At 62.8% G+C, this 21,707-nt stretch carries 20 protein-coding genes; 9 read left to right on the top strand and 11 right to left on the bottom strand.

The features are described 5' to 3' along the window. From ACSQ3E_RS25085 to ACSQ3E_RS25075, 3 genes are read left to right on the top strand one after another with little or no spacing between them, the layout of a single operon-like run. Window positions 1-1,398, top strand: a complete 1,398-nt coding sequence (locus ACSQ3E_RS25085) for an APC family permease (protein ID WP_310323605.1) — start codon at window positions 1-3, stop codon at window positions 1,396-1,398. Between the two features lie 10 nt (window positions 1,399-1,408). Then, a complete protein-coding gene (locus tag ACSQ3E_RS25080) occupies window positions 1,409-2,158 on the top strand; it encodes a hypothetical protein (RefSeq protein WP_436124733.1) in 750 nt (249 codons plus the stop codon). A gap of 7 nt (window positions 2,159-2,165) precedes the next feature. Further along, window positions 2,166-2,429: a hypothetical protein gene (locus ACSQ3E_RS25075; RefSeq protein WP_436124732.1), complete on the top strand. Its 264-nt coding sequence runs from the start codon at window positions 2,166-2,168 to the stop codon at window positions 2,427-2,429. A gap of 4 nt (window positions 2,430-2,433) precedes the next feature. Here ACSQ3E_RS25075 and ACSQ3E_RS25070 read toward each other — a convergent pair whose 3' ends face one another. Together ACSQ3E_RS25070 and hppD are read right to left on the bottom strand one after the other, a co-directional pair. Beyond that, window positions 2,434-2,856 carry a hypothetical protein gene (locus ACSQ3E_RS25070; protein ID WP_436124731.1) on the bottom strand — a complete coding sequence of 141 codons (423 nt, stop codon included), beginning with the start codon at window positions 2,854-2,856 and terminating at the stop codon, window positions 2,434-2,436. 157 nt (window positions 2,857-3,013) lie between these two features. Then, complete coding sequence (hppD, locus tag ACSQ3E_RS25065; RefSeq protein ID WP_436124730.1) at window positions 3,014-4,123, bottom strand: 4-hydroxyphenylpyruvate dioxygenase; 1,110 nt, start codon at window positions 4,121-4,123, stop codon at window positions 3,014-3,016. Between the two features lie 124 nt (window positions 4,124-4,247). Between hppD and ACSQ3E_RS25060 the strand changes: the two genes are divergently transcribed. Next, complete coding sequence (locus tag ACSQ3E_RS25060; protein ID WP_436124729.1) at window positions 4,248-4,715, top strand: Lrp/AsnC family transcriptional regulator; 468 nt, start codon at window positions 4,248-4,250, stop codon at window positions 4,713-4,715. On the opposite strand, the gene ACSQ3E_RS25055 is transcribed toward ACSQ3E_RS25060, so the two are convergent. After that, window positions 4,716-5,171: a MarR family winged helix-turn-helix transcriptional regulator gene (locus tag ACSQ3E_RS25055; RefSeq protein ID WP_436124728.1), complete on the bottom strand. Its 456-nt coding sequence runs from the start codon at window positions 5,169-5,171 to the stop codon at window positions 4,716-4,718. An 83-nt stretch (window positions 5,172-5,254) separates the two neighbouring features. On the opposite strand from ACSQ3E_RS25055, the gene hmgA reads away from it, so the two are divergent. From hmgA to maiA, 3 genes are read left to right on the top strand one after another with little or no spacing between them, the layout of a single operon-like run. Beyond that, the gene (gene hmgA / locus ACSQ3E_RS25050; RefSeq protein WP_436124727.1) at window positions 5,255-6,601 is read left to right on the top strand and encodes a homogentisate 1,2-dioxygenase; all 1,347 of its coding nucleotides are present in this window, start codon (window positions 5,255-5,257) and stop codon (window positions 6,599-6,601) included. 20 nt (window positions 6,602-6,621) lie between these two features. Further along, window positions 6,622-7,638, top strand: coding sequence for a fumarylacetoacetate hydrolase family protein (locus ACSQ3E_RS25045; RefSeq protein ID WP_436124726.1), 1,017 nt, complete (start codon window positions 6,622-6,624; stop codon window positions 7,636-7,638). Between the two features lie 5 nt (window positions 7,639-7,643). After that, a complete protein-coding gene (maiA, locus tag ACSQ3E_RS25040) occupies window positions 7,644-8,279 on the top strand; it encodes a maleylacetoacetate isomerase (RefSeq protein ID WP_436124725.1) in 636 nt (211 codons plus the stop codon). A gap of 3 nt (window positions 8,280-8,282) precedes the next feature. Here the strand turns inward: maiA and ACSQ3E_RS25035 are convergent, their stop codons facing one another. From ACSQ3E_RS25035 to ACSQ3E_RS25000, 8 genes are all read right to left on the bottom strand, one after another. Beyond that, a complete protein-coding gene (locus tag ACSQ3E_RS25035) occupies window positions 8,283-10,295 on the bottom strand; it encodes a putative 2-aminoethylphosphonate ABC transporter permease subunit (protein WP_436124724.1) in 2,013 nt (670 codons plus the stop codon). Between the two features lies 1 nt (window position 10,296). Beyond that, window positions 10,297-11,457, bottom strand: a complete 1,161-nt coding sequence (locus tag ACSQ3E_RS25030; protein WP_436124723.1) for a putative 2-aminoethylphosphonate ABC transporter ATP-binding protein — start codon at window positions 11,455-11,457, stop codon at window positions 10,297-10,299. Between the two features lie 74 nt (window positions 11,458-11,531). Beyond that, entirely contained in the window at window positions 11,532-12,554 is a 1,023-nt protein-coding gene (locus ACSQ3E_RS25025; RefSeq protein WP_436124722.1) for a putative 2-aminoethylphosphonate ABC transporter substrate-binding protein, read from the bottom strand. 264 nt (window positions 12,555-12,818) lie between these two features. Next, a complete protein-coding gene (locus tag ACSQ3E_RS25020; protein WP_436124721.1) occupies window positions 12,819-13,658 on the bottom strand; it encodes an EamA family transporter in 840 nt (279 codons plus the stop codon). 151 nt (window positions 13,659-13,809) lie between these two features. After that, window positions 13,810-15,267, bottom strand: a complete 1,458-nt coding sequence (gene phnY, locus ACSQ3E_RS25015; RefSeq protein ID WP_436124720.1) for a phosphonoacetaldehyde dehydrogenase — start codon at window positions 15,265-15,267, stop codon at window positions 13,810-13,812. Between the two features lie 13 nt (window positions 15,268-15,280). After that, window positions 15,281-16,537, bottom strand: coding sequence for a phosphonoacetate hydrolase (phnA, locus tag ACSQ3E_RS25010; protein ID WP_436124719.1), 1,257 nt, complete (start codon window positions 16,535-16,537; stop codon window positions 15,281-15,283). Window positions 16,538-16,568: 31 nt separating this feature from the next. Next, complete coding sequence (locus ACSQ3E_RS25005) at window positions 16,569-17,771, bottom strand: 2-aminoethylphosphonate--pyruvate transaminase (RefSeq protein ID WP_436124718.1); 1,203 nt, start codon at window positions 17,769-17,771, stop codon at window positions 16,569-16,571. Window positions 17,772-17,905: 134 nt separating this feature from the next. Continuing rightward, window positions 17,906-19,573 carry a Na/Pi cotransporter family protein gene (locus ACSQ3E_RS25000; protein ID WP_436124717.1) on the bottom strand — a complete coding sequence of 556 codons (1,668 nt, stop codon included), beginning with the start codon at window positions 19,571-19,573 and terminating at the stop codon, window positions 17,906-17,908. A gap of 142 nt (window positions 19,574-19,715) precedes the next feature. Here ACSQ3E_RS25000 and ACSQ3E_RS24995 point away from each other — a divergent pair, with 142 nt between their 5' ends. Both ACSQ3E_RS24995 and ACSQ3E_RS24990 read left to right on the top strand, forming a co-directional pair. After that, window positions 19,716-20,585 carry a LysR substrate-binding domain-containing protein gene (locus ACSQ3E_RS24995; protein WP_310323561.1) on the top strand — a complete coding sequence of 290 codons (870 nt, stop codon included), beginning with the start codon at window positions 19,716-19,718 and terminating at the stop codon, window positions 20,583-20,585. 79 nt (window positions 20,586-20,664) lie between these two features. Then, on the top strand, window positions 20,665-21,546 hold the full coding sequence (locus ACSQ3E_RS24990) for a YeeE/YedE thiosulfate transporter family protein (protein WP_436124716.1): 882 nt from the start codon (window positions 20,665-20,667) through the stop codon (window positions 21,544-21,546). Window positions 21,547-21,707: the final 161 nt, after the last annotated feature.

Here is a 21,707-nt window from a genome sequence, read left to right as displayed (position 1 = left end):
ATGGCAAATGTGACTTCAACCGCGGCGGAGCCTGAACGGCTCCAGCTGCTGCGCGTGCTCGGCCCGGCCCACATCTGGGCGCTGGGCGTCGGCATCGTGCTCGTCGGCGAATACATGGGCTGGAACTTCTCGGTCGGCAAAGGTGGCATGATCGCCGGCCTGATTGCCTGCTGGGTCGCCGGCCTGCTCTACACCTGCGTCGCCATGATCGACTCCGAGGTGACCTCGACGGTCGCCGCGGCCGGCGGCCAATACGCCCAGGCCAAGCACATCGTCGGCCCGCTGATGGCCTTCAACGTCGGCCTGTTCCTGGTCATGGCCTACACCATGCTGGAAGCTGCCAACGCGATCACGGTGGGCTTCCTGCTCGACACGGTTGCCGGCCTGCAGGGCCATACGGGGCTCAACCAGCAACCCTTCATCATCCTCGCCATCATGTTCCTGGCGTGGCTCAACTACCGCGGCGTTCTTGCGACGCTGACCTTCAACCTGGTCATTACTGCGATCGCCTTCGTCTCGATCATCACGCTGTTCATCGCGGTGCAGTTCGGTGCCTCCAACGTGCCGCTCGACTTCTCGGCCATCACAAGCGATCCGCTGCCTTACGGCTGGGTCGGCATCGTCGCGTCGCTTCATTTCGGCCTTTGGTACTATCTCGGCATCGAGGGCACCTGCCAAGCCGCCGAGGAAGTGCGCTCGCCGGCGCGTTCGCTGCCCTACGGCACGATGGCCGGCATCATGACGCTGCTGATCGCCGCGACCATGACCTGGTACGTCTGCTCGGGCTTGATCCCTTGGGAATATCTCGGCCAGGCCGGCACGCCGCTGTTCGACGCCGCCCGCGTCACCGGCAGCACGTCACTGATGGTGCTGCTGTTCGTCGGCACGACGTTCGCCACGCTCGCTTCGGCAAACGGCTGCATCAACGACGCCTCGCGCGCCTGGTTCTCGATGGGCCGCGACCGCTACCTGCCGAGCTGGTTCGGTGCCGTGCATCCGATCTATCGCACGCCGTACCGTGCCATCGTCTTCCTGGTACCGATCGCGCTGATCTTCGCGCTCGGTGCACCGCTCGATCAGGTCGTCACCTTCTCGATCCTGTCGGGCCTGCTCGGCTACACCTTCATGACCTTCAACATGGTGATGTTCCGCAACAAGTGGCCGCTCGACACGATCAAGCGCGGTTATGTGCATCCGTTCCATCCGCTGCCGACCATCGTGCTCTTGATCTTGTGCTCGACGGCCTACTTCGCGGTGTTCCTCGGCTACGGCACGCAGCTCAGCGCGATGATGTGCTTCTACATCGTGGCGTCACTCTGGTTCCACTTCCGGCGCTACCAGTTCGTGCGCCGCGGCGACCAGTTCACCATGCCCTGGCCGAAGCCGCAGGGTTACTGACAAGCCAAGCATGGCGGCGCGGACCCCGCGCCGCCATTTTCACAACAGCAAGGCGCACGAGATGCTCACCACGCTTGCCTTTTCAGCCTTCGTCGCAGTTTCCTGCGGCTGGATCGGCACGCGCGCGGTCCGCGAGCATCGCGATACTCTCGCCGAACGCAGGGGGCTGCTCGATGACGCTGCCCGACTGCTCCAGAATTCAAGGATTACGTTCGGCCCAGACCAGTTCCCGATCCTCGTCGGCCAGATCGGAGATGGCCGTCGAGCCAAGATCGAGCTCATTGCCGACACCATGGTCACGCGGCGGCTGCCGCAGCTATGGCTCAGGGTGACGCTCAGCGAAGCCAGGGAACGCAAGAGGCCGACAATTGGCGTGCTCGCCCGCCCGACAGGTGCGGAATACTACTCGCTGGTCCACGACATGCCGGAATGGTTGTCACCGCCGCAGACCGATGCCTCGCTGCTGATGCGGGGCGATGGTCAGGCAACGGCATGGCAGGTGGAGCGTGTTTCGGCGCTGGTCCGAAGCCTGTTTGCCGACCCGAAGGTCAAGGAAGCCGTCATCACGCCCCGTGGCACCCGTATCATTCGCCAAGCCGCGCAGGGCGAGCCGGGTGCGCATAAGGTGCTGAGGCAGGTGCGTTTTCCCCTGACGGCGATTCCAACCAACCTAGTGGCCCTGGCCATCACCGAAGCTGAGACGCTGAGCGCATTGCTGGTCGAAGACGACATCGTTGCTCCCGTCTATGAAGCGGCTTGAGGGTTCCATGACAAAACCGATCAATCCTTATGTCGTGCTGGCCCTGGCCATCGTACTGCCCGGTGCCGGCCATGTCGCGGTGCGCGACGCGACGCGCGGGCTCGCCTTCGCCTTCTTTGTCGTCCTGTTTTCGGTGCTTTCCTACGTCACCACAACGCCGGAGACCTCGTTCCTGGGTCGCCATGCCGGTGGCCTGTTCGTCTGGGCGCTGTCGATACCCGATGCCTATCGCCGGGCGCGAATACGCAGCGTCATGGCTCCGAAGGCCTGACTTTTCAGCCCGCAAATCGGCAATCGCCGCGGTTGGCCAAGGCGTCGAGACTGCTGGCGTTGGGGCAGAAATCCCGATAGGATGCCTCGAACTCTTTTGCATCCAGTAGTGCACTGCAAACACGCCGCGCCGAGCACATCATGCAGGTCCGGCGCATGTCGCGGTTCCATTCCGGGTAGCGGTTCTCGAACATCTCTGCATCGACGCCCGTGGACTTGATGGCCTCGGGCAGCAGGGTTTTTGACGCGAAGGCAACACGCATGGCCTGCCTGAAATCCGACTGCGATAGCCCGCACTCCGCCAGCATGCGTTCGCCGTCATGGCCGAGTTGGCTGATCTCCGACACCGCGGCACGGCGCTGGCGCCAGTCTTTGAAGCGCAGCACGGCCAATCGCCAGAGTTCGTAAGACTGCGGTATCGCATTCATTGCTGCCACCTCCCACATGTGAAGAGACCGTTCACCCTCGCAACTGTTGCAGGCGGAGCGGCAGCATTCCTTGCGCTGGATCAAACTGGCGGTCAAAAAATAAGGCGGGCTGCCCTGCGTGCAACCCGCCCAACAGAGGCCTGTATTATGCTCCCGGTCAGGCGGCAGATTGGGAGATCACGCCGCGGCGGATCTGGTCTTCCTCGATGGATTCGAACAGCGCGCGGAAGTTGCCTTCGCCGAAGCCCTCGTCGCCCTTGCGCTGGATGAACTCGAAGAAGATCGGTCCGATCACGGTCTTGGAGAAGATCTGCAACAGGATCTTGGTCATGCCGCCGTCCACCACGCCTTCGCCGTCGATCAGGATGCCGTGCTTCTTCATCTTGTCGAGCGGCTCGTCATGGCCATGCACGCGGTTGCGCGACATTTCGTAATAGGTGTCGGGCGGGCCGGGCATGAATTTCAGGCCCTTGTCGGCGATCCTGTCGGTGGCGGCGTAAATGTCGTCGGTGCCAACCGCGATGTGCTGGATGCCTTCGCCCTTGTACTTCCTCAGATATTCCTCGATCTGGCTGGTGTCGTCCTTGGACTCGTTCAGCGGAATACGAATCTTGCCGCAGGGCGAGGTGATGGCGCGGCTGACCAGGCCGGTGATGCGGCCGTCAATGTTGAAGAAATGGATCTGCTTGAAGCCGAACAGCTCGCGGTAGAAGTCCCACCACTTGTCCATGTTGCCGCGATAGACGTTGTGGGTCAGGTGATCGAGGAAATAGAAGCCGACGCCTGTTGGCTTCGGATCGGTCTCGCCGAGCCAGTCGAACTCCGCCGCATAGGCCGAGCCCTTGGCGCCATACTTGTCGACGAAATACAGCAGTGAACCGCCGATGCCGACGATAGCAGGCACGTCTAGTGCCTTGTCAGCGCCGGTGTAGGGCGTGGCACCCTTCGACACGGCGTGATCGAACGCATGCTTGGCATCGACGACGCGCCAGGCCATTGAGGCAGCGCAAGGGCCGTGTTCGTCCACGAAGCGCATGGCGTGGCTGCCCGGCTCGGCATTGACGATGTAGTTGATGTCGCCCTGGCGCCAGACCGTGATCTTCTTCGTCTTGTGGCGCGCGACCGGCTGGTAGCCCATGCGGGTGAAAAGCTCTTCCAGCTTCTCGGGTTCTGGGTGGGCGAACTCGACAAATTCGAAGCCGTCGGTGCCGGCGGGGTTGTCGGCGCTGATCCTGGCCGGGGGCGCATCGTGCGGGAACGGACCCATGGAAATTCCTCCTCAAAATTCGGTTGTGCATATTGTGCCCCCGATTTCATGCAATGTGCTTGCATTATGGCCTCATATGGGTCGAATTATGCGTGTAACGTGCATGGATGGGGAGTTGGATGCAATGAATGAGGTGCTCGACCAATTCGACCTCAAGATTCTGCGTGAGCTGCAGATCGATGGCCGGCTAACCAATAACGAGTTGTCGGAGAAGATCGCGCTATCGGCTTCGCAATGCTCGCGTCGGCGCGCCCGGCTGGAGGCGGAGGGCTTCATCCGCGGCTATCAAGCCATGCTCGACCGTGAGCGGCTGGGGCTCGACCTTTTGGTGGTGATCTCGGTGACGCTCGCCACCCACAACCGCGACAACGCCCAGCGTTTTGCCCGGCTGGTCAACGACCTGCCGGAGGTGCTCGAAGCCTATTCGCTGACAGGCGAGATGGACTACCACATCAAGGTCGTGGTGCGCGGGCTCTCGGATCTGTCGCGCTTCGTCAACGAAGTGCTGTTGCCGCACGATTCCGTACAGCACGTGAAAACAGCGATCGTGCTGAATACGCTGAAGCAGTTCGGGCCGCTGCCGATCGGGTAATCAGCCACGCTTGCGCGACCGGTCCAACAGCGCCCGCTCGACATCGGCCAGTCCTGCTTCGATGCGCTCGATGGCACCAGTGCCGAGCGCCTTCTCGAGGGTCGCTTGATAGGTGTGGGCGAGGTCAGCGATTTCGCGATAGGCCTTCTGACCGGCTGCCGTCAGCTCGAGGTGCTCGACGCGGCGGTCGGCCTCGTTTTCGCGGCGCCGTAACCAGCGGCGCTCTTCAAGTGCTGCCACGGCGCGGCTGACCTTGGTCTTGTGCATGTTGGAATGGGTGCCGATCTCGGTCGCGGTCATGCTGCCGACGCTACCCAAGGCGGCGAGCGCGCGCCATTCCGGCCGCGTCATCTGGAAGCGCTGCTTGTACTCCCTGGAAAAGCTCAGGCTGATCAGCTCTGCCGCCCGGTTCAGCCGGTAGGGCAGGAAGCTCTCCAGATCGAATGCGTCCGGCATCTCAACCCTTTGATAGTTACAAAATCGACGGTTACACTTGCAACCATCTCGACGTTCTCACGTCCGCCAGGGAGGTGCAAGACATGCTGGACAAGGTCACTCAGGGCACGACGGCGACCGCCGCCGGCTACATGCCGGGCTTCGGCAACGACTTCGAGACAGAGGCGCTGCCGGGCGCGCTGCCGCAGGGCCAGAACAGCCCGCAGAAGTGCAATTACGGCCTCTATGCCGAGCAGCTGTCGGGTTCGCCTTTCACCGCCCCGCGCGGCACCAACGAGCGCTCCTGGCTCTACCGCATCCGGCCGAGCGTGCGGCACACCAAGCGCTTTTCCAATGCCAGCTATCCGCACTGGAAGACCGCACCTTGCCTCGACGACCATTCCTTGCCGCTCGGCCAGCTGCGCTGGAACCCGCTGCCGGAGCCGAAGGACAAGCCCAATTTCATCCAGGGCATCCGTACCATGACTACGGCGGGCGATGCGATGACCCAGGTCGGCATGGCGGCGCATGCCTACATTTTCAACGACGACATGGTCGACGACTATTTCTTCGATGCCGACGGCGAGCTGATGATCGTGCCGCAGGTGGGCACCATCCGCATCTTCACCGAAATGGGCATCATCGACGTCGAGCCGTCGGAGATCTGCCTCGTGCCGCGCGGCATGATGTTCAAGGTCGCGCGCTTGGGCGATGCTGCCTTCCACCGCGGCTACATCTGCGAAAACTATGGCGCCAAGTTCACCCTGCCGGATCGTGGCCCGATCGGCGCCAACTGCCTTGCCAATCCGCGCGACTTCAAGACGCCGGTCGCTGCCTATGAGGACAAGGAGACGCCCTGCCGCGTCCACGTCAAATGGTGCGGCAAGTTCTATGTTACCGAGATCGGCCATTCGCCGCTCGACGTCGTTGCCTGGCACGGCAACTATGCGCCGTTCAAATACGATCTCAGGACCTTCTCGCCTGTGGGCGCCGTTCTGTTCGACCACCCGGATCCGTCGATCTTCACGGTGCTAACCGCGCCAACCGAGGAAGCAGGCACGGCCAATGTCGATTTCGTCATCTTCCCGCCGCGCTGGCTGGTGGCCGAGCACAGCTTCCGGCCGCCCTGGTATCACCGCAACATCATGAGCGAGTTCATGGGGCTGATCCATGGCCAGTACGACGCCAAGGAGGAGGGCTTCGTGCCCGGAGGCATGAGCCTGCACAACATGATGCTACCGCATGGGCCTGATGCGATGGGTTTCGAGAAGGCCTCGAACGGCGAGCTCAAGCCGGTGAAGCTCGACCACACCATGGCCTTCATGTTCGAGACGCGGTTCCCCCAGCAGCTGACCAAGTTCGCCGCCGAACTGGAGACGCTGCAAGCCAACTACATAGACTGCTGGGACGGGCTCGAGCGCAAGTTCGACGGCACGCCCGGCATCAAGTGAAGCATCAAGTGAGGACGTAGATGAAGCTCGCCACGCTGAAGGATTCCACCCGCGACGGCCGCCTGGTCGTGGTTTCCCGCGACCTGACCCGCTGCTCGGAAGTCGGCCACATCGCCCGCACGTTGCAGGCAGCACTTGACGACTGGGCCCATGTCGGACCGCGTCTCGCCATTGTCGCCGAGGGCATCGAGACCGGCTCGCAGCCGACCATGCGCTTTCATGAGCACGATGCCACCTCGCCACTGCCGCGCGCCTATCAGTGGGCCGACGGCTCGGCCTATGTGAACCATGTCGAGCTGGTCAGGAAGGCGCGGGGCGCCGAGATGCCCGCGAGCTTCTGGACCGACCCCTTGATGTATCAGGGCGGCTCGGACTCGTTCCTTGGGCCGCGCGATCCGATCGTCATGGCCGACGAAACCTGGGGCATAGACCTAGAAGGCGAGGTGGCGGTCATCGTCGACGACGTAGCGATGGGCGCAACATCAGATGAGGCGCGCGATGCCATCCGCCTGATCATGCTGGTCAACGACGTGTCGCTGCGTGGCCTGATCCCGGCCGAGCTCGCCAAGGGTTTTGGCTTCTTCCAGTCAAAACCGTCAACGGCGTTCTCGCCGGTCGCCGTTTCTGCCGATGAACTCGGCGACGCCTGGCGCGACGGCAAGCTGCACCTGCCGCTGCTCGCCAGCATCAACGGCCAGCCGTTCGGCCGCGCCAATGCCGGCACAGACATGACCTTCGACTTCGGCCAGCTGGTGGCGCATGCTGCCAAGACCAGGCCTCTGGTTGCGGGAACCATCATCGGTTCGGGCACCGTGTCAAACAAGCTCGACGGCGGACCGGGCAAACCCGTCGCCGAAGGCGGCGCGGGTTATTCCTGCATCGCCGAGATACGCACCATCGAGACCATCGACACGGGAGCGGCGAAGACGCCCTTCCTCAGGTTTGGCGACCAGGTCCGCATCGAGATGAACGACAAGACAGGCCACTCGATCTTCGGTGCGATCGAGCAGACCGTGACGAAATACGAAAGGGCTTGAGCCCGATGAGCGAGACAGTCCTGTTCGACTACTGGCGTTCGTCGGCGAGTTACCGGGTACGCATCGCGCTCAACATGCTGGGTCAGGCGTATCAGCCGGTATCGGTCGACCTGCTCGCCAAGGCGCAGAAGGCGCCGGAACATCTGGCGCGCAATCCGCAGGGGCTGGTGCCGGTGCTCGATATTGACGGCCACGCCTTCACCCAGTCGCTGGCGATCATCGAATATCTCGACGAGACCCGTCATGCCGGCTTCCTGCCGTCCGATCCGCTTGGTCGCCAGCGCGTGCGCCAGCTGTCCTATGCCATCGCCATGGAAATCCATGCCGTCTGCAACACCGGTGTGATCGCCGAACTGATGCGGCTGGTCCCAGATGGCGAGGGCGCGCGCGACGCCTGGATGCGGAAGTTCATTGGTGAAGGTCTGGCCGCCTTCGAAAGGCTGCTCGGCAACCCGGCCACCGGCGCCTTCTGCCATGGCGACAGCCCAACAATGGCCGACATCTGCCTGGTGCCGCAGGTTTACAATGCCCGTCGCTGGAACGTCGACATTTCGGGTCTGAAGCGGCTGCTGGAGATATCCGCCCGCTGCGAAGGCCTCGAGGCCTTCGCCAAAGCGCATCCGGATCGCGCTAAAGGCTGAGTATCAGCGCAGCCGCCAGGCCTGAGTGCGCTTGATCAGCACCCGTGACAGGAACAGGTGGATGAGGCGCGCGGCGGCGTTGGTGTAGAAGATCATCATCGCCATTGCGGCCGCTGGCGCTACGTCACCGGCGTCATCCATGTTGAGCACCGCCACCGAGGCCAGTGTCGTGTCCTTGGAATAGAGGAACACCACCGCTGACACTGTCGTCATGGCATTGACGAATATGTAGATCGAGATGTCGAGGATAGCCGGCAGGCAGACAGGCACGGTGACTCGCGCAAACAGCTTGTAGAAGGGCTGCTTGAGCGAAGCCGCCACCGGCTCGAACTCCTGGTCGATCTGCTTCAGCGCGGTCAGCGCGGTCAGGTGTCCCACCGTGTAGAAGTGGGTGATGGTGCAGACCACCAGGATGGTCATGGTGCCGTAGATGGCATGCAGCGGGTTGGCCGGATCGTTGAAGAAGAAGATGTAGGCGAGGCCCAGCACCATGCCCGGCACCGCCATCGGCAGCATGGCCAGGAACTGGAATGCCGTACGGCCGGTGCGGAAGCCGTCGGTCTTCTCGACCATGTAAGCGCCGACGAAGATGATGACCGTGCCGATGACCGCCGTAAGCGCTGCCAGCCGGATCGAGTTGTAGTAGGAACCCCAGCCGCCGCCGTCCATGCGGTCGAAGGCGAAATGCTTGAGGCCGAGGCTGAGATCGTAGGGCCAGAGCTTGACCAGTGCTGCGAACTGGCTGGTCGCCATGATGCCGAGGATGAAGACGGCGATCAGCGAACACCAGGCGAGGCAAAGCGTATCGAAGCCGCGGTTCGGCTTGGGCTGATAGGGCACCGAGCGCGCCGACAGCAGCGCCACCTGCTTCTTGGTGACCATGCGGTCGACGATGAAGGCGGCGATGGCCGGGACGAGCAGGATCACCGAGACGACAGCGCCCATCTCGAAATTCTGCTGGCCGATGACCTGCTTGTAGATGTCGACGGCAAGCACGTTGTACTGGCCACCGATGACCTTGGGCAGGCCGAAATCGGTGATGACGAGGGTGAAGACGACGAAGGCCGCGGAGATCAGACCGTAGCGGGCGCCGGGAATGGTCACCGTCCAGAAGGTACGCCAACGACTGGCGCGCAGCGAGGCAGCGGCCTCGTAATGGCGCTGGTCGGAGATGGCCAGCGCCGTCGAGATGATGATCATCGCATGCGGGAAGGCGAAGAAGATCGAGCCCACGACGATGCCGAGCGGGCCATATATCGACGCCCCCATCAGCAGGTCCTTGAGCATGCCCTGGTTGCCGAACAGGTAGATCAGGGCGATGCCGGGAAGCAGCGACGGCACCAGGATCGGCACCATGGCGACGAGCTTGAAGGCATCCTTGAAGCGCATGCAGCTGCGGTTCAGCGCATAGGCGAAACCGAAGGCGAGCCCAACGGTGATGATGGTGCTGACCAGCGCGATGAAGACTGAGTTCTCGATCGAGCGGAACAGCGTTGGCGTCGAGAAGTAGGCGGCATAATTCTCAAGCCCGAGCGCCCGCGACGGCCGCAGCATCACGCGGCGGAAATCATTGGAAGTGAATTCCTGCCACTCCGTGCCAGACTGAGGCTTGAGGCCGACAAGATAGGTTGCGTCCGACGTCGTGCCGCGGATCTTGTACTTCACCGGGCTGCGGAAGCTGAAGTCCAGGAAGAAACTCGTCGCCTGCAGCCGCCCATCGGAGTTGGTGGCGAGCTTGGCTGGCGGCACAGCACTGAGCTTTTCGTTCAGTGCGGCGGCGGTGACGGGTTCGCCCCAGTTTCCGTCCTTGTCGCTGACCTGGAACTCGAAATTGGCGAGATTGAAGCTGTAGGTCGAAAACGACTTTGACAGCATGATCGCGAGCGGTGCTGCCAGCGCAACCACCAGATAGAGCGCGATCACGACCATCAGGCCGCGCTTAATCAGTTCGTCGCGGTCGAGCCGCAAGCGGAGGCTGCGGCCGACGGGAAGGGCGGAGTCGATTGCCATCGCCATGTCAGGCGCCCCTGGGATAGATCAGCAGCCGCTCGGCCGGCAGTTCGACGGTCAGCGCGACGCCTTGCACCAGCGAAAGGCGGCGCGCGGCATTGATGGAGAAATCGGCGATCAGGGTTTCGTTGCCGAGTGCGTGGCCGTGCAGCCGGGTGCGCCAGAACGAGCCCAGGAATTCCATCTCGCTGATGGTGACGTCGATGGCGTTGGCGGTCGCACCATTGGCGAGAGAGCCTGCTGCGTGCGGAATGACGTCCTCGGGGCGGATCGCCGCGATGACGGGCGCACCCTCGTCGAAGCCGTTCTGCGCGCAGCTGAAGGTCGCCGCACCGAAGCCGACTGTGCCCTTCGAAGCCTTGGCCTCGAACTTGTTGGCCTCGCCGATGAAGTCGGCGACGAAGAGTGTCGCCGGGTGGCGGTAGATCTCGGTCGGCGAGCCGATCTGTTCGATGACGCCGTGGTTCATCACCACGATGCGGTCGGCCATCGACAGCGCCTCCTCCTGGTCGTGAGTAACCATGATGGTGGTGACGCCGAGCTTGCGCTGCAATTCCTTGATCTCGTGGCGCAGATGCGTGCGCACCTTGGCGTCGAGCGCCGACAGCGGCTCGTCGAGCAGCAGCAGGCCCGGTGAAATGGCGATTGCCCGGGCAAGCGCGATGCGCTGCTGCTGGCCACCGGAAAGCTGGGCGGGGTACTTGTTGCCCTGATCGGGCAGGCCGACGAGCTTGAGCAGTTCGGTGACGCGAGCCTCGATCTCGGCGCGCGGGCGCTTGGTGTTTTCGAGGCCGAAGGCGATGTTTTTGGCAATCGTCAAGTTGGGGAACAGCGCGTAGGACTGGAAGACGATGCCATAGTCGCGCTGCGACGGCGGCAGGGTGGAGACGTCGCGCCCGCCCTGCTGGATCGAGCCGCGGCTCTGCAGGTCGAGGCCAGCGATGGCGCGCAAAAGCGTGGTCTTGCCACAACCCGACGGGCCGAGGAAGCAGACGAACTCTCCCTCGCTGATGTCGAGCGATATGTCCTTCAGCGCATGGAAATCGCCGAAGGCTTTCCAGACGTTTGCGATTTTGAGATAGGCTGGCTTCACGTTCAGGCTGGCGGCGGTCATGGCGCTCACTTCAGTCGGAATTCGCGGCTGCCCGGCGAGGGTTTCGTGTCTCATCGTAACCATCCGGCTTGGGGGCAAAGGTGCGGGCGCAGCCCGAGGCGGCGCCCGCTAGTCGAGGTGGCTGAAGGTCAGCTCTTCGGCTCGGACTTCGAGTCGTAGCGCTTGGTCCATTCCTCGAGGATGGCGTTGCGGTTGTTGGCGGCCCATTCGAAGTCGTTCTTGATCATCCTGGCTTCGATGTCGGCGGGCAGGTGCTGCACCGGCTTGGCGACGCCGGGCATGGCGACGACCGCGTAGCCGACGTTGTACATTTCGTTGGCTTTCTTCGAGACCGACCAGTCGAGCAGGGTCTTGGCGGCTTCTTCTTTGGTCGTGCCGGCAACGATCGCCGACGCTTCCATGTCCCAGCCGATACCCTCCTCGGGAATGATGATGTCGATGGGCGCGCCTTCGGCCTTCGACTTGGCGGCGCGGAACTCGAAGGAGATGCCGATCACCGTTTCACCTGCAGCCGCCATCTTGCACGGCTTGGAGCCGGAATGCGTGTAGGCGGCGACGTTCTGGTGCAGGCCGTCCATATAGGTCCAGCCATCCTTCTCGCCGAACAGCTGCAGCCAGCTCGATACATCGAGATAGCCGGTGCCTGACGACGCCGGGTTCGGCATCACGACATGGCCTTTGTATTCAGGCTTGGTGAGGTCCTTCCAGCTCTTCGGCGCGGTCAGGCCGAGCTTCTGGCCTTCGACGGTGTTGAAGCAGATCGAAGCCGCCCAGGCGTCCATACCGACCCAGCTCGGCGGGGTATCGCTGTCGACGAAGTTGGGTTTCAGCTGGTCGGCGCCCTTGGGCGCATAGGCTTCCAGCATGCCCTCGGACTTGAGAACCAGAAGCGAGGTGGCGGCGAGACCCCAGACCACGTCGGCCTGCGGATTGTCTTTCTCGGCGAGCAGCTTGGCGGTGATGACGCCGGTGGAGTCGCGGATGAAGTTGAGCTTGATGTCGGGATGGTCCTGGTTGAACGTCTCGGCATAACGCTTGAGGTCTTCGGCCTCGATGGCCGTGTAGACCGTGAGCTCGGTCTCCGCCCAGGCCGCCGATGACATCAGCATCGTCGCAAAGGCAGCAAGCGCGAAGGCTTTCTTCTGGTTCATTGAAATGGCTCCCATTTGAATCGCTTAGGCACGTTCTGATTGGGAGAGGTCTTGCCGGGCCGCGTTTTAGCCGTGCCCGTTTTGCTCCTCGTCCATGGTCGATAGTGGGAACGCGGGGTCAATAAGTAAAATCTATTCTTTTTATGATCTGGTAGGCTGAGCTTATGCAATGCACGGGGTTGCGACAGGCATGTGACAAGGCTGCCGAATGCCTGTGCATCGGCGTCGGTTTCAGCAGCTGAAACGCGAAAACCTGCCGGTCAGTCAACCCGAGAAGGCGAGAGCAATGACACCGCCGGCAACGATGGCTGCTGAAAGTATGCGGGCCTGCCAGGGTCTCTCGCCGAATATGAACAGGCCGATGAGCGCTGCGATGATAACGCTCGATTCACGCACCGCCGAGACTGCACCCAAAGGCGCGATTGTCTTGGCGTAGATCACCAGCCCGTAGGCGGAAACGGCGCCCAGGCCGCCGACGAGGCCGAGCATGACGGTCTTACGATCGATCGTGTGTGTCGCCCCGCGCCGACGGAAGAGCACGAACAATGTTACGGGGAACTCGAGCAGGAACAGCCAGCCCATATAGCCGAACGGGCTGTCGGACAGGCGCACGCCGATGCCGTCGATGACCGAATAGGAGGCGATCAGCACGCCGTTTATGGCGGCGGCCCCTACGGCGCGCGGGTCGCCATGGGCGGCACCGCGCTGGAATGCGAGGAAGGCGATGCCGAAGGTGATCGCGCCGAGCCCGACCCAGCCGAGCGGCGGTAGCGTCTCGCCGATCATTACGTAGGCACCGAAGGCGACCAGCGCAGGCGCCAGCCCGCGCGCGATCGGATAGACCTGGCTGAGGTCGCCCAGCCGGTAAGACTGGAACAGGAAGACGTAGTAGCCGTAGTGAATGACCGTCGACAGGAAGATGTAGATCCAGCTCGCTTGCGACGGCGGCGTGGCGAAGAACACCAGCACGAGTCCGAGTATGGCATGAGTTGCGGACACCGCCGCCAGGACGACGGCGCGGTCGGTCGCAGCCTTGACGACGGCGTTCCAGCTCGCATGCAGGAAGGCCGCCACCAGCACGATGGTAAGGGCGAAACCGGACATGCGTTCAGGCTTTCAGGAATGTCGCAGGGAAGGGCAGCGTCCCGGTCGAATGCGACCCGGTAATAGGCAACAGCATTTCCCCTCCAAGCAAATGAGGGAGCACCAGGCTCCCTCATCGACACTCATCTGATTTGCCGGCTCAAGACAAGGCTCAGGCCCAGGGCAAAGAGAAAGTCTTGACGTTGGTGAAGCTTTTCATCGCTTCGATGACGCCTTCCTTGTAGCCGTTGCCCGAGTCCTTGATCCCGCCAAATGGCGACATCTCGATGCGATATCCCGGGACTTCCCAGATATTCACCGTGCCGACCTGAAGCCCCGCGATGTATTTCTGCATGCGGCGGAAGTCGTTGGTGCAAACGCCTGAGGAGAGGCCGAAGGCGGTTGAGTTGGACAGCGCGATCAGCTCGTCGTCATTGTCAGGTGCGCGCACGATCGGGATGATCGGACCGAAGGTCTCTTCCATGACCAGTTCCGACTTGTGCGGCACGCGGTCGACGACGATGGGCGGCAACAGAGCGCCCTTGCGGCCGGGGTCGTAGAGCACTTCGGCACCTTCTTCGGCGGCCATGTAGACGCGCTTTTCGAACAGTGCGGCGGCCTTCTCGTGCACGACAGTGCCGAGATCGGTCGACCGGTCCATCGGGTCGCCGAACCTGATCTTCTTGGCCCGCTCGAGCACCATCGGCACGAAGCGGTCGGCGACGCTTTCCTGGCACAGGATGCGCTTCACCGCCGTGCAGCGCTGGCCCGAGTTCTTGGTAGCACCTGCCACCGCGAGATCGGCTGCCTTGGCGAGATCGTCGTCAGACAGGTCGTTGAGGATGATCAGCGGGTCGTTGCCGCCGAGTTCCAGCACCTGGCGCTTGTAGCCGGCGGTGCGGGCGATCAGCTTGCCGACCGGCACGCCGCCGGTAAAGGTGATCAGCTCGATGTTGTCGTTGGTGATCATCTCCGCGCCGATGTCGGCGGGCATGCCCGTCACCACTGACAGCATCTCCGGCGGCAGGCCGGCCTCGTAGAGGATGTCGGCGAGGATCAGCGCCGTCATCGGCGTCAGTTCCGTCGGCTTCACGACCACGCAATTGTTGGTGGCGATTGCCGGCGCCACCTTGTGCGCCACCATGTTGAGCGGATGGTTGAAGGGGGTGATCGCCGAGATCGCCCGCAGCGGCTCGCGGGTGGTGAAGATTTTCCGCGCTTTTCCATGTGGCGTCAGATCACAGGAAAAGATCTGGCCATCATCCTGGATGCACATCTGCGCCGACAGCGTGAACACGTCATAGGCGCGGCCGACTTCATAGAGGGAATCGGCCTTGGAGATGCCGAGCTCCAGCGTGATGACGTCGGATATCTCTTCCTTGCGCGCAGCAAGCGCTTCGGCAGTGCGGAACAGAATCTGCTGACGCTCGTAGCGCGTCAGCTTCGACTTGTAGTTGGCCGCGATCTCGAAGGCCTGGCGGGCGTGCTCGGCGCGCCCGGCCGGCACCGTGCCGATCACCGCATCGGTGTAGGGATAGTGGACGTTGACGACGCCATCGGCATCGACCTTGCGTCCGGCGATGCGCATGGGTTCGTGGCGCACCTTGAACGTCGTTTCAGCCTTGACCATGGCAGGTCCTCCTTCAGGCCAGCGCTGCCGCCATGGCGGCATAATAGAACGCATCGAAGTTGCGCAGAACCGGCTCGTTGGGCAGCGTCGGCAGCTTGCGGTTGACGATGAACGGCACTGCCTGCTCGGTCAGGCCACCATGCGAGCGCAGCGGCTCGTTGAGAGCTGCGAGGTCGTGGCGATGTTCGCTGGTACCGATCGTCTTGTTCTCGGTGGACACCAGCACGATGTCGCCGATGCGGTCGGACGGCAGTTCGAAGCGTTCGCAGGCGGTGGCGTTGTCAATGACGACGTCGATGCCTTTGATGGCGGCGAGGCGCTTCATGATGTCGGCCTGGTCGGCACCTTCGGGCAGGTAGGCGGTGGCAAACGAGCCGAGCGCGCCGTGATGGACAACGTAGGGATCGGTGATCGGCAGGATGACGCGCGCGGCGTCCTTGCCGAGCCACTCGTCGAGCAGGTCCTGGACATAGACCACGTCAGGGGTGCCGTCGGCCTTGTGCTTGGGCTTCATGCCATGGTCGGCGGTGATGACGATGGCAGCACCGAGCGCGTCGAGTTCGCCGAGATACCTGTCGAACATCTCGTAGAAGGCGTTGGCCTGCGGCACGCCGGGCGCATATTTGTGCTGCACATAGTCGGTGGTGGTCAGGTACATCACGTCAGGCTTGAATTCCTTCAGCAGCTTGACGCCAGCGGCAAAGACGAACTCCGACAGTTCCGCCGAATAGACTTCCGGCACCGGCTTGCCGAGCCAGGCCGCCGCATTGTCGATGCCGTGCTCGGCCTTGGTCGAGACGTCTGATTTCTCCGACGAGAAGCAGATGGCGCGGCCTTCGTCGAACTTCAGGCCGCTGCCGAGCAGGGCGCGCAGCTTGTCCTTGGCGGTGACCACGGCAACGCGTGCGCCAGCATCGTAGAAGGCCTGGAAGACGGTCGGCGCGCGCAGGAAGCGCGGGTCGTTCATCATCACTTCCTTGCCGGTCTCACGCTCGTAGAGATAGTTGCCGCAGATGCCGTGGACTGCAGGCGGACGGCCGGTGGCAATCGACAGATTGTTGGGGTTGGTGAAGCTCGGGATGACGCTGTGGGCGGTGCGTTCGGTGCCCTTGGCGCGGATTTTCACCAAGTTCGGCATCAGGCCGGCCTTGATCGCCTCGTCGAGATAGGCCGGCTCGCAGCCGTCGAGGCAGATCGCAATCGCCGGCACGCGCGGCCATTCGTAGTTCCGGCCATTGGCGCTGACGTTGATTGTGGTCATCTTGTTCATGGGAGGAAGGTCCTTTGTGATCTTCTTGTTATCAGGCGGCGAGCTTGGCGCGCTCGGCGATTGCTGCAGCCGGGGGAGCTGCGGTGTCGACGCCCATTTCGCGCAGGGACTGGCCAGCGGCCTCCACCACCTTGCGCATGACGTGTTCGTCCATCCGCCCGATGCAGCCGACGCGGAAGCTGTCCACCACTGTCAGCTTGCCCGGATAGATGATGAAGCCCTTTTCCTTCATCAGCTCGTAGAAGCGGTCGAAGGCAAAGTCCGGATGGGCTGGGCAGAAGAAGGTGACGATGATCGGCGACAGCCAGCGGTCCTTGAGCAGCGTCTCGAAGCCGAGCTCGCGCATGCCTGCCACCATGACGTCGCGGTTTCTGATATAGCGGGCGCCGCGGCCGGCAACGCCGCCCTCGGCCTCGTGCTGGCGCAGTGCCTCGAGGAAGGCCGCGACCACATGCGTCGGCGGGGTGTAGCGCCACTGGCCGGTCTTGTTCATGTGCGCCCACTGGGCGTGCACGTCGAGACTGAGCGAGTGGCTGCGGCCCTTGGCGGCCTCAAGTTCGCTCTTGCGGGCGATGATGAAGCCGAAGCCGGGTACACCCTCGATGCACTTGTTGGCCGAGGAGACCATCGCCTCGTAGCGGATCTCGCTGACGTTGAGCGGGATCGCGCCAAAGGCGCTCATCGAGTCGACCAGGAACTTGCGGCCCTTAGCATAGACGGTCTCGGAAATCTCGGCGACCGGGTTGAGGATGCCGGAGCTGGTCTCGCAGTGAACCAGGATGACATGGGTGATGGCGGGGTCGGCATTGAGCGCTGCGGCAACCTCGTCGCCGCGCGGCGGCATGTAGTCGCCCTTGTCGATGGCGACGTGGTCGCGGCCGAGATAACCGAGCGTCTGGACGATGCGTTGGCCGTAGGCGCCGTTGACCAGCACCAGTGCCTTGCCGTCGCGTGGCACGAAGGAGCCGAGCATTGCCTCGACGGCGAAGCTGCCCGAGCCTTGCATCGGTACGCAGTCGAATTCGCCGTTTCCGTCGCCGAGCATGGCGAGCAGCCGCTGGCGCATCTCCGACGTCATCGCACGGAAGTCGCCGTCCCATGAGCCCCAGTCGCGCAGCATCGCCTGCTTGACGGCATAGGAGGTGGTCAACGGCCCGGGGGTGAGCAGGTAGGGCTCGCCCAATGCCGGAGCGGGGAAGGGGGCCTGAGCCGCAAGCTTATGTTCGGACAGCATTTTCGTCTCCTCGCCGTCATCCTGAGATTGCCTATGGCTCACCTTGGAATCCCGTGATCCATATGTACAATCGTTATTTCGTATCCAATGATAAGTCTGAATGATGATGTGCTGATGACATCGGGGAAATCTGTTCACGCCGTCTTGGCCAGCCGGCTTTCCAAGAGGTCGCCGCTCTGGGTCAGGATCGGGTAGGCGACCGAGACGAGCAGCGAGTTGAACTCCTTCAACGCCCGCACCGCTTCGAGATGGATGTCGCTGGTCTCGATGCTCTGTACGGTACCCGACTGCAGGCGCTTCAGGTGGCGTTCGTGGCTGTCGCGCTCAAGCTTGCGCATGCGCTCCTTCTCGACCACCAGCTGGCGCGCCGCTTCGAGGTCGCCTGACACCAGAACGTTCATGGCGATCTGCATGTTGGCGAGCACGCGGTCATGCAGGGCCGTCAGCTCCGACCAGCCTTCCCTGGAGAAGCTCAGCCTCTTGTCGCTCTTCTCCTCGGCCAGCACCAGAAGGTTCTTGGCGATGATGTCGCCGGCATGTTCGAGATTGATGGCGAGGTCGGTGAGCTCGATGCCGCGGCGCGCCTCGTCCTGGCTCATCGTGCCACGGTTGACCTCGGCGATGTAGAGCTTGATGTCGGTGTGGGCGCGGTTGACCTCCTCGTCGAGCCGGCGCAGCTGCGCCACGCGCGCCTTGTCGCCGCTCTCGAACAACTCCATGACTGGCCGGAGCATGATCTCCACCGTTTCGGCCATGCGCAGCACCTCGCGGGTGGCGCTCGCCAGCGCCACGCTCGGCATCTTGATGACGGTGCGATCGAGCGCACTTTTGCGCCGCGACATCAGGTCGAATGTCTCGTCGCCTGCCGGCGCGTCGGGCAGGATCAACCGCGACAGTCTTTCCATTGCCGCGGTGAAGGGCAGGCAGACGACCAGCAAGGCAAGGTTGAAGGCGAGGTGCAAATTGACCACCTGGCGCGCAGCTGTTTCGCCGAACCAGGACATCGGCAGGCTAGCCACCTGCAGGCCAACCAGAATGGCGACCGCTGCCGTTGCCCGGAAGATCAGGTTGCCCAGCGGGATGCGCCGAGCTTCGATTGCCTGGCCGCGGGTCAAGCCGACAGCGACCAGTCCGGCACCCAGATTGACGCCGAGGATCATCGGCAGCGCCACCTCTGCCGGTAGCACGCCCTGTGCCGCCATCGACATGAACAAAAGCACCGAGGCGACGCTGGAGTGGATCAGCCAGGTAAACAGGGCAGCTGCACCGAAGGCCGTCACCGGATCGCCGCGCAGATAGTCGATCGCCATCGGGAGAAGCGCGCTGTGACGCATCGGTGCAGTCGCTTCGCCGACCATCCGCAGCGAGATCAGGATGAAGGCGATGCCGAGCAGAGTGCGCCCGGTCTGCTTGACGATGCGGGCCTCGACCTTGAGGAACATCGTGGCGCCAGCGAAAAGCAGCAGCGGTACCAGCCAGCTGAGGTCGAAGGACAACGCCTGCACCACCAGTGCAGAGCCGACATCGGCGCCCAGCATGACGGCAAGCCCACCCGAAACGGTCATCACGCCAGTGGCAGCGAAACCCGCTGCAAGCACGGCGACGGCGGTGGCACTCTGCAACATGACGGCGAGCACGGTGCCGGCCGCCGCCGCGCGTATCCGCCCTTTGGTGGCGCCACGCAGCGCCTCGCGTAGCAGTGCGCCATGCGCGCGCTCGACGCCGGTGCGCACCATGCGCACGGCCCAGAGCAGAAGCATGATGGCGCCAGCCAGCTGCAGCAGGATGTACAGAAGATGCATGGTGCCGTGCCTCCCAACGCGCGGCGCGCAAGGGTGGCGCCTGCCTTATCCTCGGCATGTCGTGCCATAAATCAAATCGTTAGTTTCGATGTTTCTATCGTCTCAGTTTATTGCTATTCTGCCCTGATATCAGGGATCGGACATGCGGTACGTACAGCTCAGGGCTTTTCACTATGTCGCGGTGTGCGGTGGCTTTTCGCGCGCCGCCGAGATGCTGTTTCTTACCCAGCCGGCGATTTCCGACCAGGTGCGCAAGCTGGAGGAAGAGTATGACGTGCTGCTGTTCAACCGTCACAAGAAGCAGGTGACGCCGACGGCGTCGGGCCTGCAACTGCTCGAAATCACCCGGCGCATGTTCGACACAGAACAGCAGGCGCTCGAGCTTTTGTCGGAATCCCGCGCGCTGCGCTCAGGCACCCTGCGCATCGTCGCGGACGCCGCCCATCATCTGCTGCACATTCTCGGCCAATTCCGCCAGAAATATCCCGGTATCCAGGTCTCGGTTCGCGCCGGCAATACCGAGACGGTCATTTCCAGCCTCTACAGCTACGAGGCCGACATTGGCGTGCTCGGCGAAATTCCGACGGGCCGCGACTTCGAGATCGTCAACCTCAACTCGACGCCGATCGTAGCCTTCGTTTCGACCGATCATCCGCTGGCTCAGGCCAAGTCACTGTCGCTGCACGAGCTATCGTTGCTGCCGCTGGTGATGCGCGAACGCGGCTCCAAGACCCGCGCCAAGCTGGAGGACCTCGCTTCGAAGGAAGGCTATGAGTTCAAGCCGGCGATCGAGGCGGAAGGCCGCGAGGCGGTGCGCGAGATCGTCGCCTCGGGTGCTGGCGTCGGCTTCGTGTCGGCGGCAGAGTTCGGACAGGACGTCCGACTGGTCCAGATCCCGATCGCCGCGCCCGAAATGCTGATGGACGAGGCGCTGATCTGCCTCAAGGAGCGCAGCGGCGGCAAGCTGGTGCGGGTTTTCCTCGATATAGCCAGGTCGATGGCGGCCGGGTAAGCGTCTGCCGGCGACCTATGTTAGGCTGGTTGCTCCACACCAGCCTGGGAGGCGCGCCATTCCTGAGATCGTGGTCCTCTTGCTGCTGCTCTCGCTGGCCTTCTCGCTCGGCTTTGTCCTCAACAGAAGTTCGACCTGCGCAGTGATCGCCATGACCGAGCTCCTCCAGGAGCGCAAGCCGGCGCGCTTCGTGGCATTCTTCGAGTGCACGCTCTGGGGCGCGCTCATCTACGCGGCTTGGCAACTGACGTCCGGGCCGCAGGCGCATTGGGCGACGTTGGCTTATGCGGCAACCGGCGGTGTGATCTTCGGTGTTGGAGCTTTCGTGAACGGCGCCTGCGCCTTCGGCAGCGTCGGTCATCTCGGCAATGGCGATACCCAGTTCGGCTTTACGTTCCTCGGCATGTATGCCGTCTCGACGGTCGCAAGCCTGGCAAATCTGTTGCCCGCAGTCATGACGTCGTCGATGTCACTTCAGCTTGCGGCGCCGGTCACCCTGTTGATGCTGGTCGGTATTGCCGTCCTGCGCTTTGCGATCCAGCGAAACAACGTCGCGTCCTATCTGAAGATGACATGCACTATGCTTGCCGTCGGCGTGGCCTATGCGACGATCGTACTGCTCAAGCCGGGTTGGTCCATCGCGCTGTCGCATGCTCAATCTCTTCCATGGGCATCCATAGCTGTTACTGTGGCGATGTTTGTCGGCAGCATTGGCAGTCGCTGGTTGGAGACAGGCCGCAGCAGGATCAAGTGGCCGGGCCTCCGCGGCGCGCTTCGGCGCCTCGCCGGAGGGGCGCTGATGGGAGGCGGGGCGGCACTTATCCCTGGTGGCAACGACACGCTGCTTCTGGTGGGCTTGCCCACAGGTGCGCAGGAGGCGGCTCTGGCCTATCTGCTGTTTGCCGTATCGATCGCAATTCTGGTCAGGACGATAGGCTCGCCGGCCCGGGCATGGTCCTAGCAATCTGGCCGTTCCCGGAACTCAACATGTTGCCGAAAATTTCTCTGGAATGAAACAAGATTTCATGCTAGGAATTATCTGACTTCGGATCAGATCGGCAATCGGCCGCCATCCGAACATTCGCAGACTTAAGCAACCGAACCATGTGCTGAAGCCTCCGG

The sequence above is a fragment of the Aminobacter sp. LjRoot7 genome, from assembly GCF_964252895.1.
In the GTDB taxonomy this organism is placed as follows: Bacteria; Pseudomonadota; Alphaproteobacteria; order Rhizobiales; family Rhizobiaceae; genus Aminobacter; species Aminobacter aminovorans_B.
This window is presented reverse-complemented; position numbering and strand designations above follow the sequence as displayed.

Excerpts from the sequence above, each read along its gene's own strand:
- ACSQ3E_RS25085 (WP_310323605.1), top strand. The coding sequence starts at position 1 with ATGGCAAATGTGACTTCAACCGCGGCGGAGCCTGAACGGCTCCAGCTG.
- ACSQ3E_RS25080 (WP_436124733.1), top strand. The coding sequence starts at position 1,409 with ATGGCGGCGCGGACCCCGCGCCGCCATTTTCACAACAGCAAGGCGCAC.
- ACSQ3E_RS25075 (WP_436124732.1), top strand. The coding sequence starts at position 2,166 with ATGACAAAACCGATCAATCCTTATGTCGTGCTGGCCCTGGCCATCGTA.
- ACSQ3E_RS25070 (WP_436124731.1), bottom strand. The coding sequence starts at position 2,856 with ATGAATGCGATACCGCAGTCTTACGAACTCTGGCGATTGGCCGTGCTG.
- hppD (WP_436124730.1), bottom strand. The coding sequence starts at position 4,123 with ATGGGTCCGTTCCCGCACGATGCGCCCCCGGCCAGGATCAGCGCCGAC.
- ACSQ3E_RS25060 (WP_436124729.1), top strand. The coding sequence starts at position 4,248 with ATGAATGAGGTGCTCGACCAATTCGACCTCAAGATTCTGCGTGAGCTG.
- ACSQ3E_RS25055 (WP_436124728.1), bottom strand. The coding sequence starts at position 5,171 with ATGCCGGACGCATTCGATCTGGAGAGCTTCCTGCCCTACCGGCTGAAC.
- hmgA (WP_436124727.1), top strand. The coding sequence starts at position 5,255 with ATGCTGGACAAGGTCACTCAGGGCACGACGGCGACCGCCGCCGGCTAC.
- ACSQ3E_RS25045 (WP_436124726.1), top strand. The coding sequence starts at position 6,622 with ATGAAGCTCGCCACGCTGAAGGATTCCACCCGCGACGGCCGCCTGGTC.
- maiA (WP_436124725.1), top strand. The coding sequence starts at position 7,644 with ATGAGCGAGACAGTCCTGTTCGACTACTGGCGTTCGTCGGCGAGTTAC.
- ACSQ3E_RS25035 (WP_436124724.1), bottom strand. The coding sequence starts at position 10,295 with ATGGCGATGGCAATCGACTCCGCCCTTCCCGTCGGCCGCAGCCTCCGC.
- ACSQ3E_RS25030 (WP_436124723.1), bottom strand. The coding sequence starts at position 11,457 with ATGAGACACGAAACCCTCGCCGGGCAGCCGCGAATTCCGACTGAAGTG.
- ACSQ3E_RS25025 (WP_436124722.1), bottom strand. The coding sequence starts at position 12,554 with ATGAACCAGAAGAAAGCCTTCGCGCTTGCTGCCTTTGCGACGATGCTG.
- ACSQ3E_RS25020 (WP_436124721.1), bottom strand. The coding sequence starts at position 13,658 with ATGTCCGGTTTCGCCCTTACCATCGTGCTGGTGGCGGCCTTCCTGCAT.
- phnY (WP_436124720.1), bottom strand. The coding sequence starts at position 15,267 with ATGGTCAAGGCTGAAACGACGTTCAAGGTGCGCCACGAACCCATGCGC.
- phnA (WP_436124719.1), bottom strand. The coding sequence starts at position 16,537 with ATGAACAAGATGACCACAATCAACGTCAGCGCCAATGGCCGGAACTAC.
- ACSQ3E_RS25005 (WP_436124718.1), bottom strand. The coding sequence starts at position 17,771 with ATGCTGTCCGAACATAAGCTTGCGGCTCAGGCCCCCTTCCCCGCTCCG.
- ACSQ3E_RS25000 (WP_436124717.1), bottom strand. The coding sequence starts at position 19,573 with ATGCATCTTCTGTACATCCTGCTGCAGCTGGCTGGCGCCATCATGCTT.
- ACSQ3E_RS24995 (WP_310323561.1), top strand. The coding sequence starts at position 19,716 with ATGCGGTACGTACAGCTCAGGGCTTTTCACTATGTCGCGGTGTGCGGT.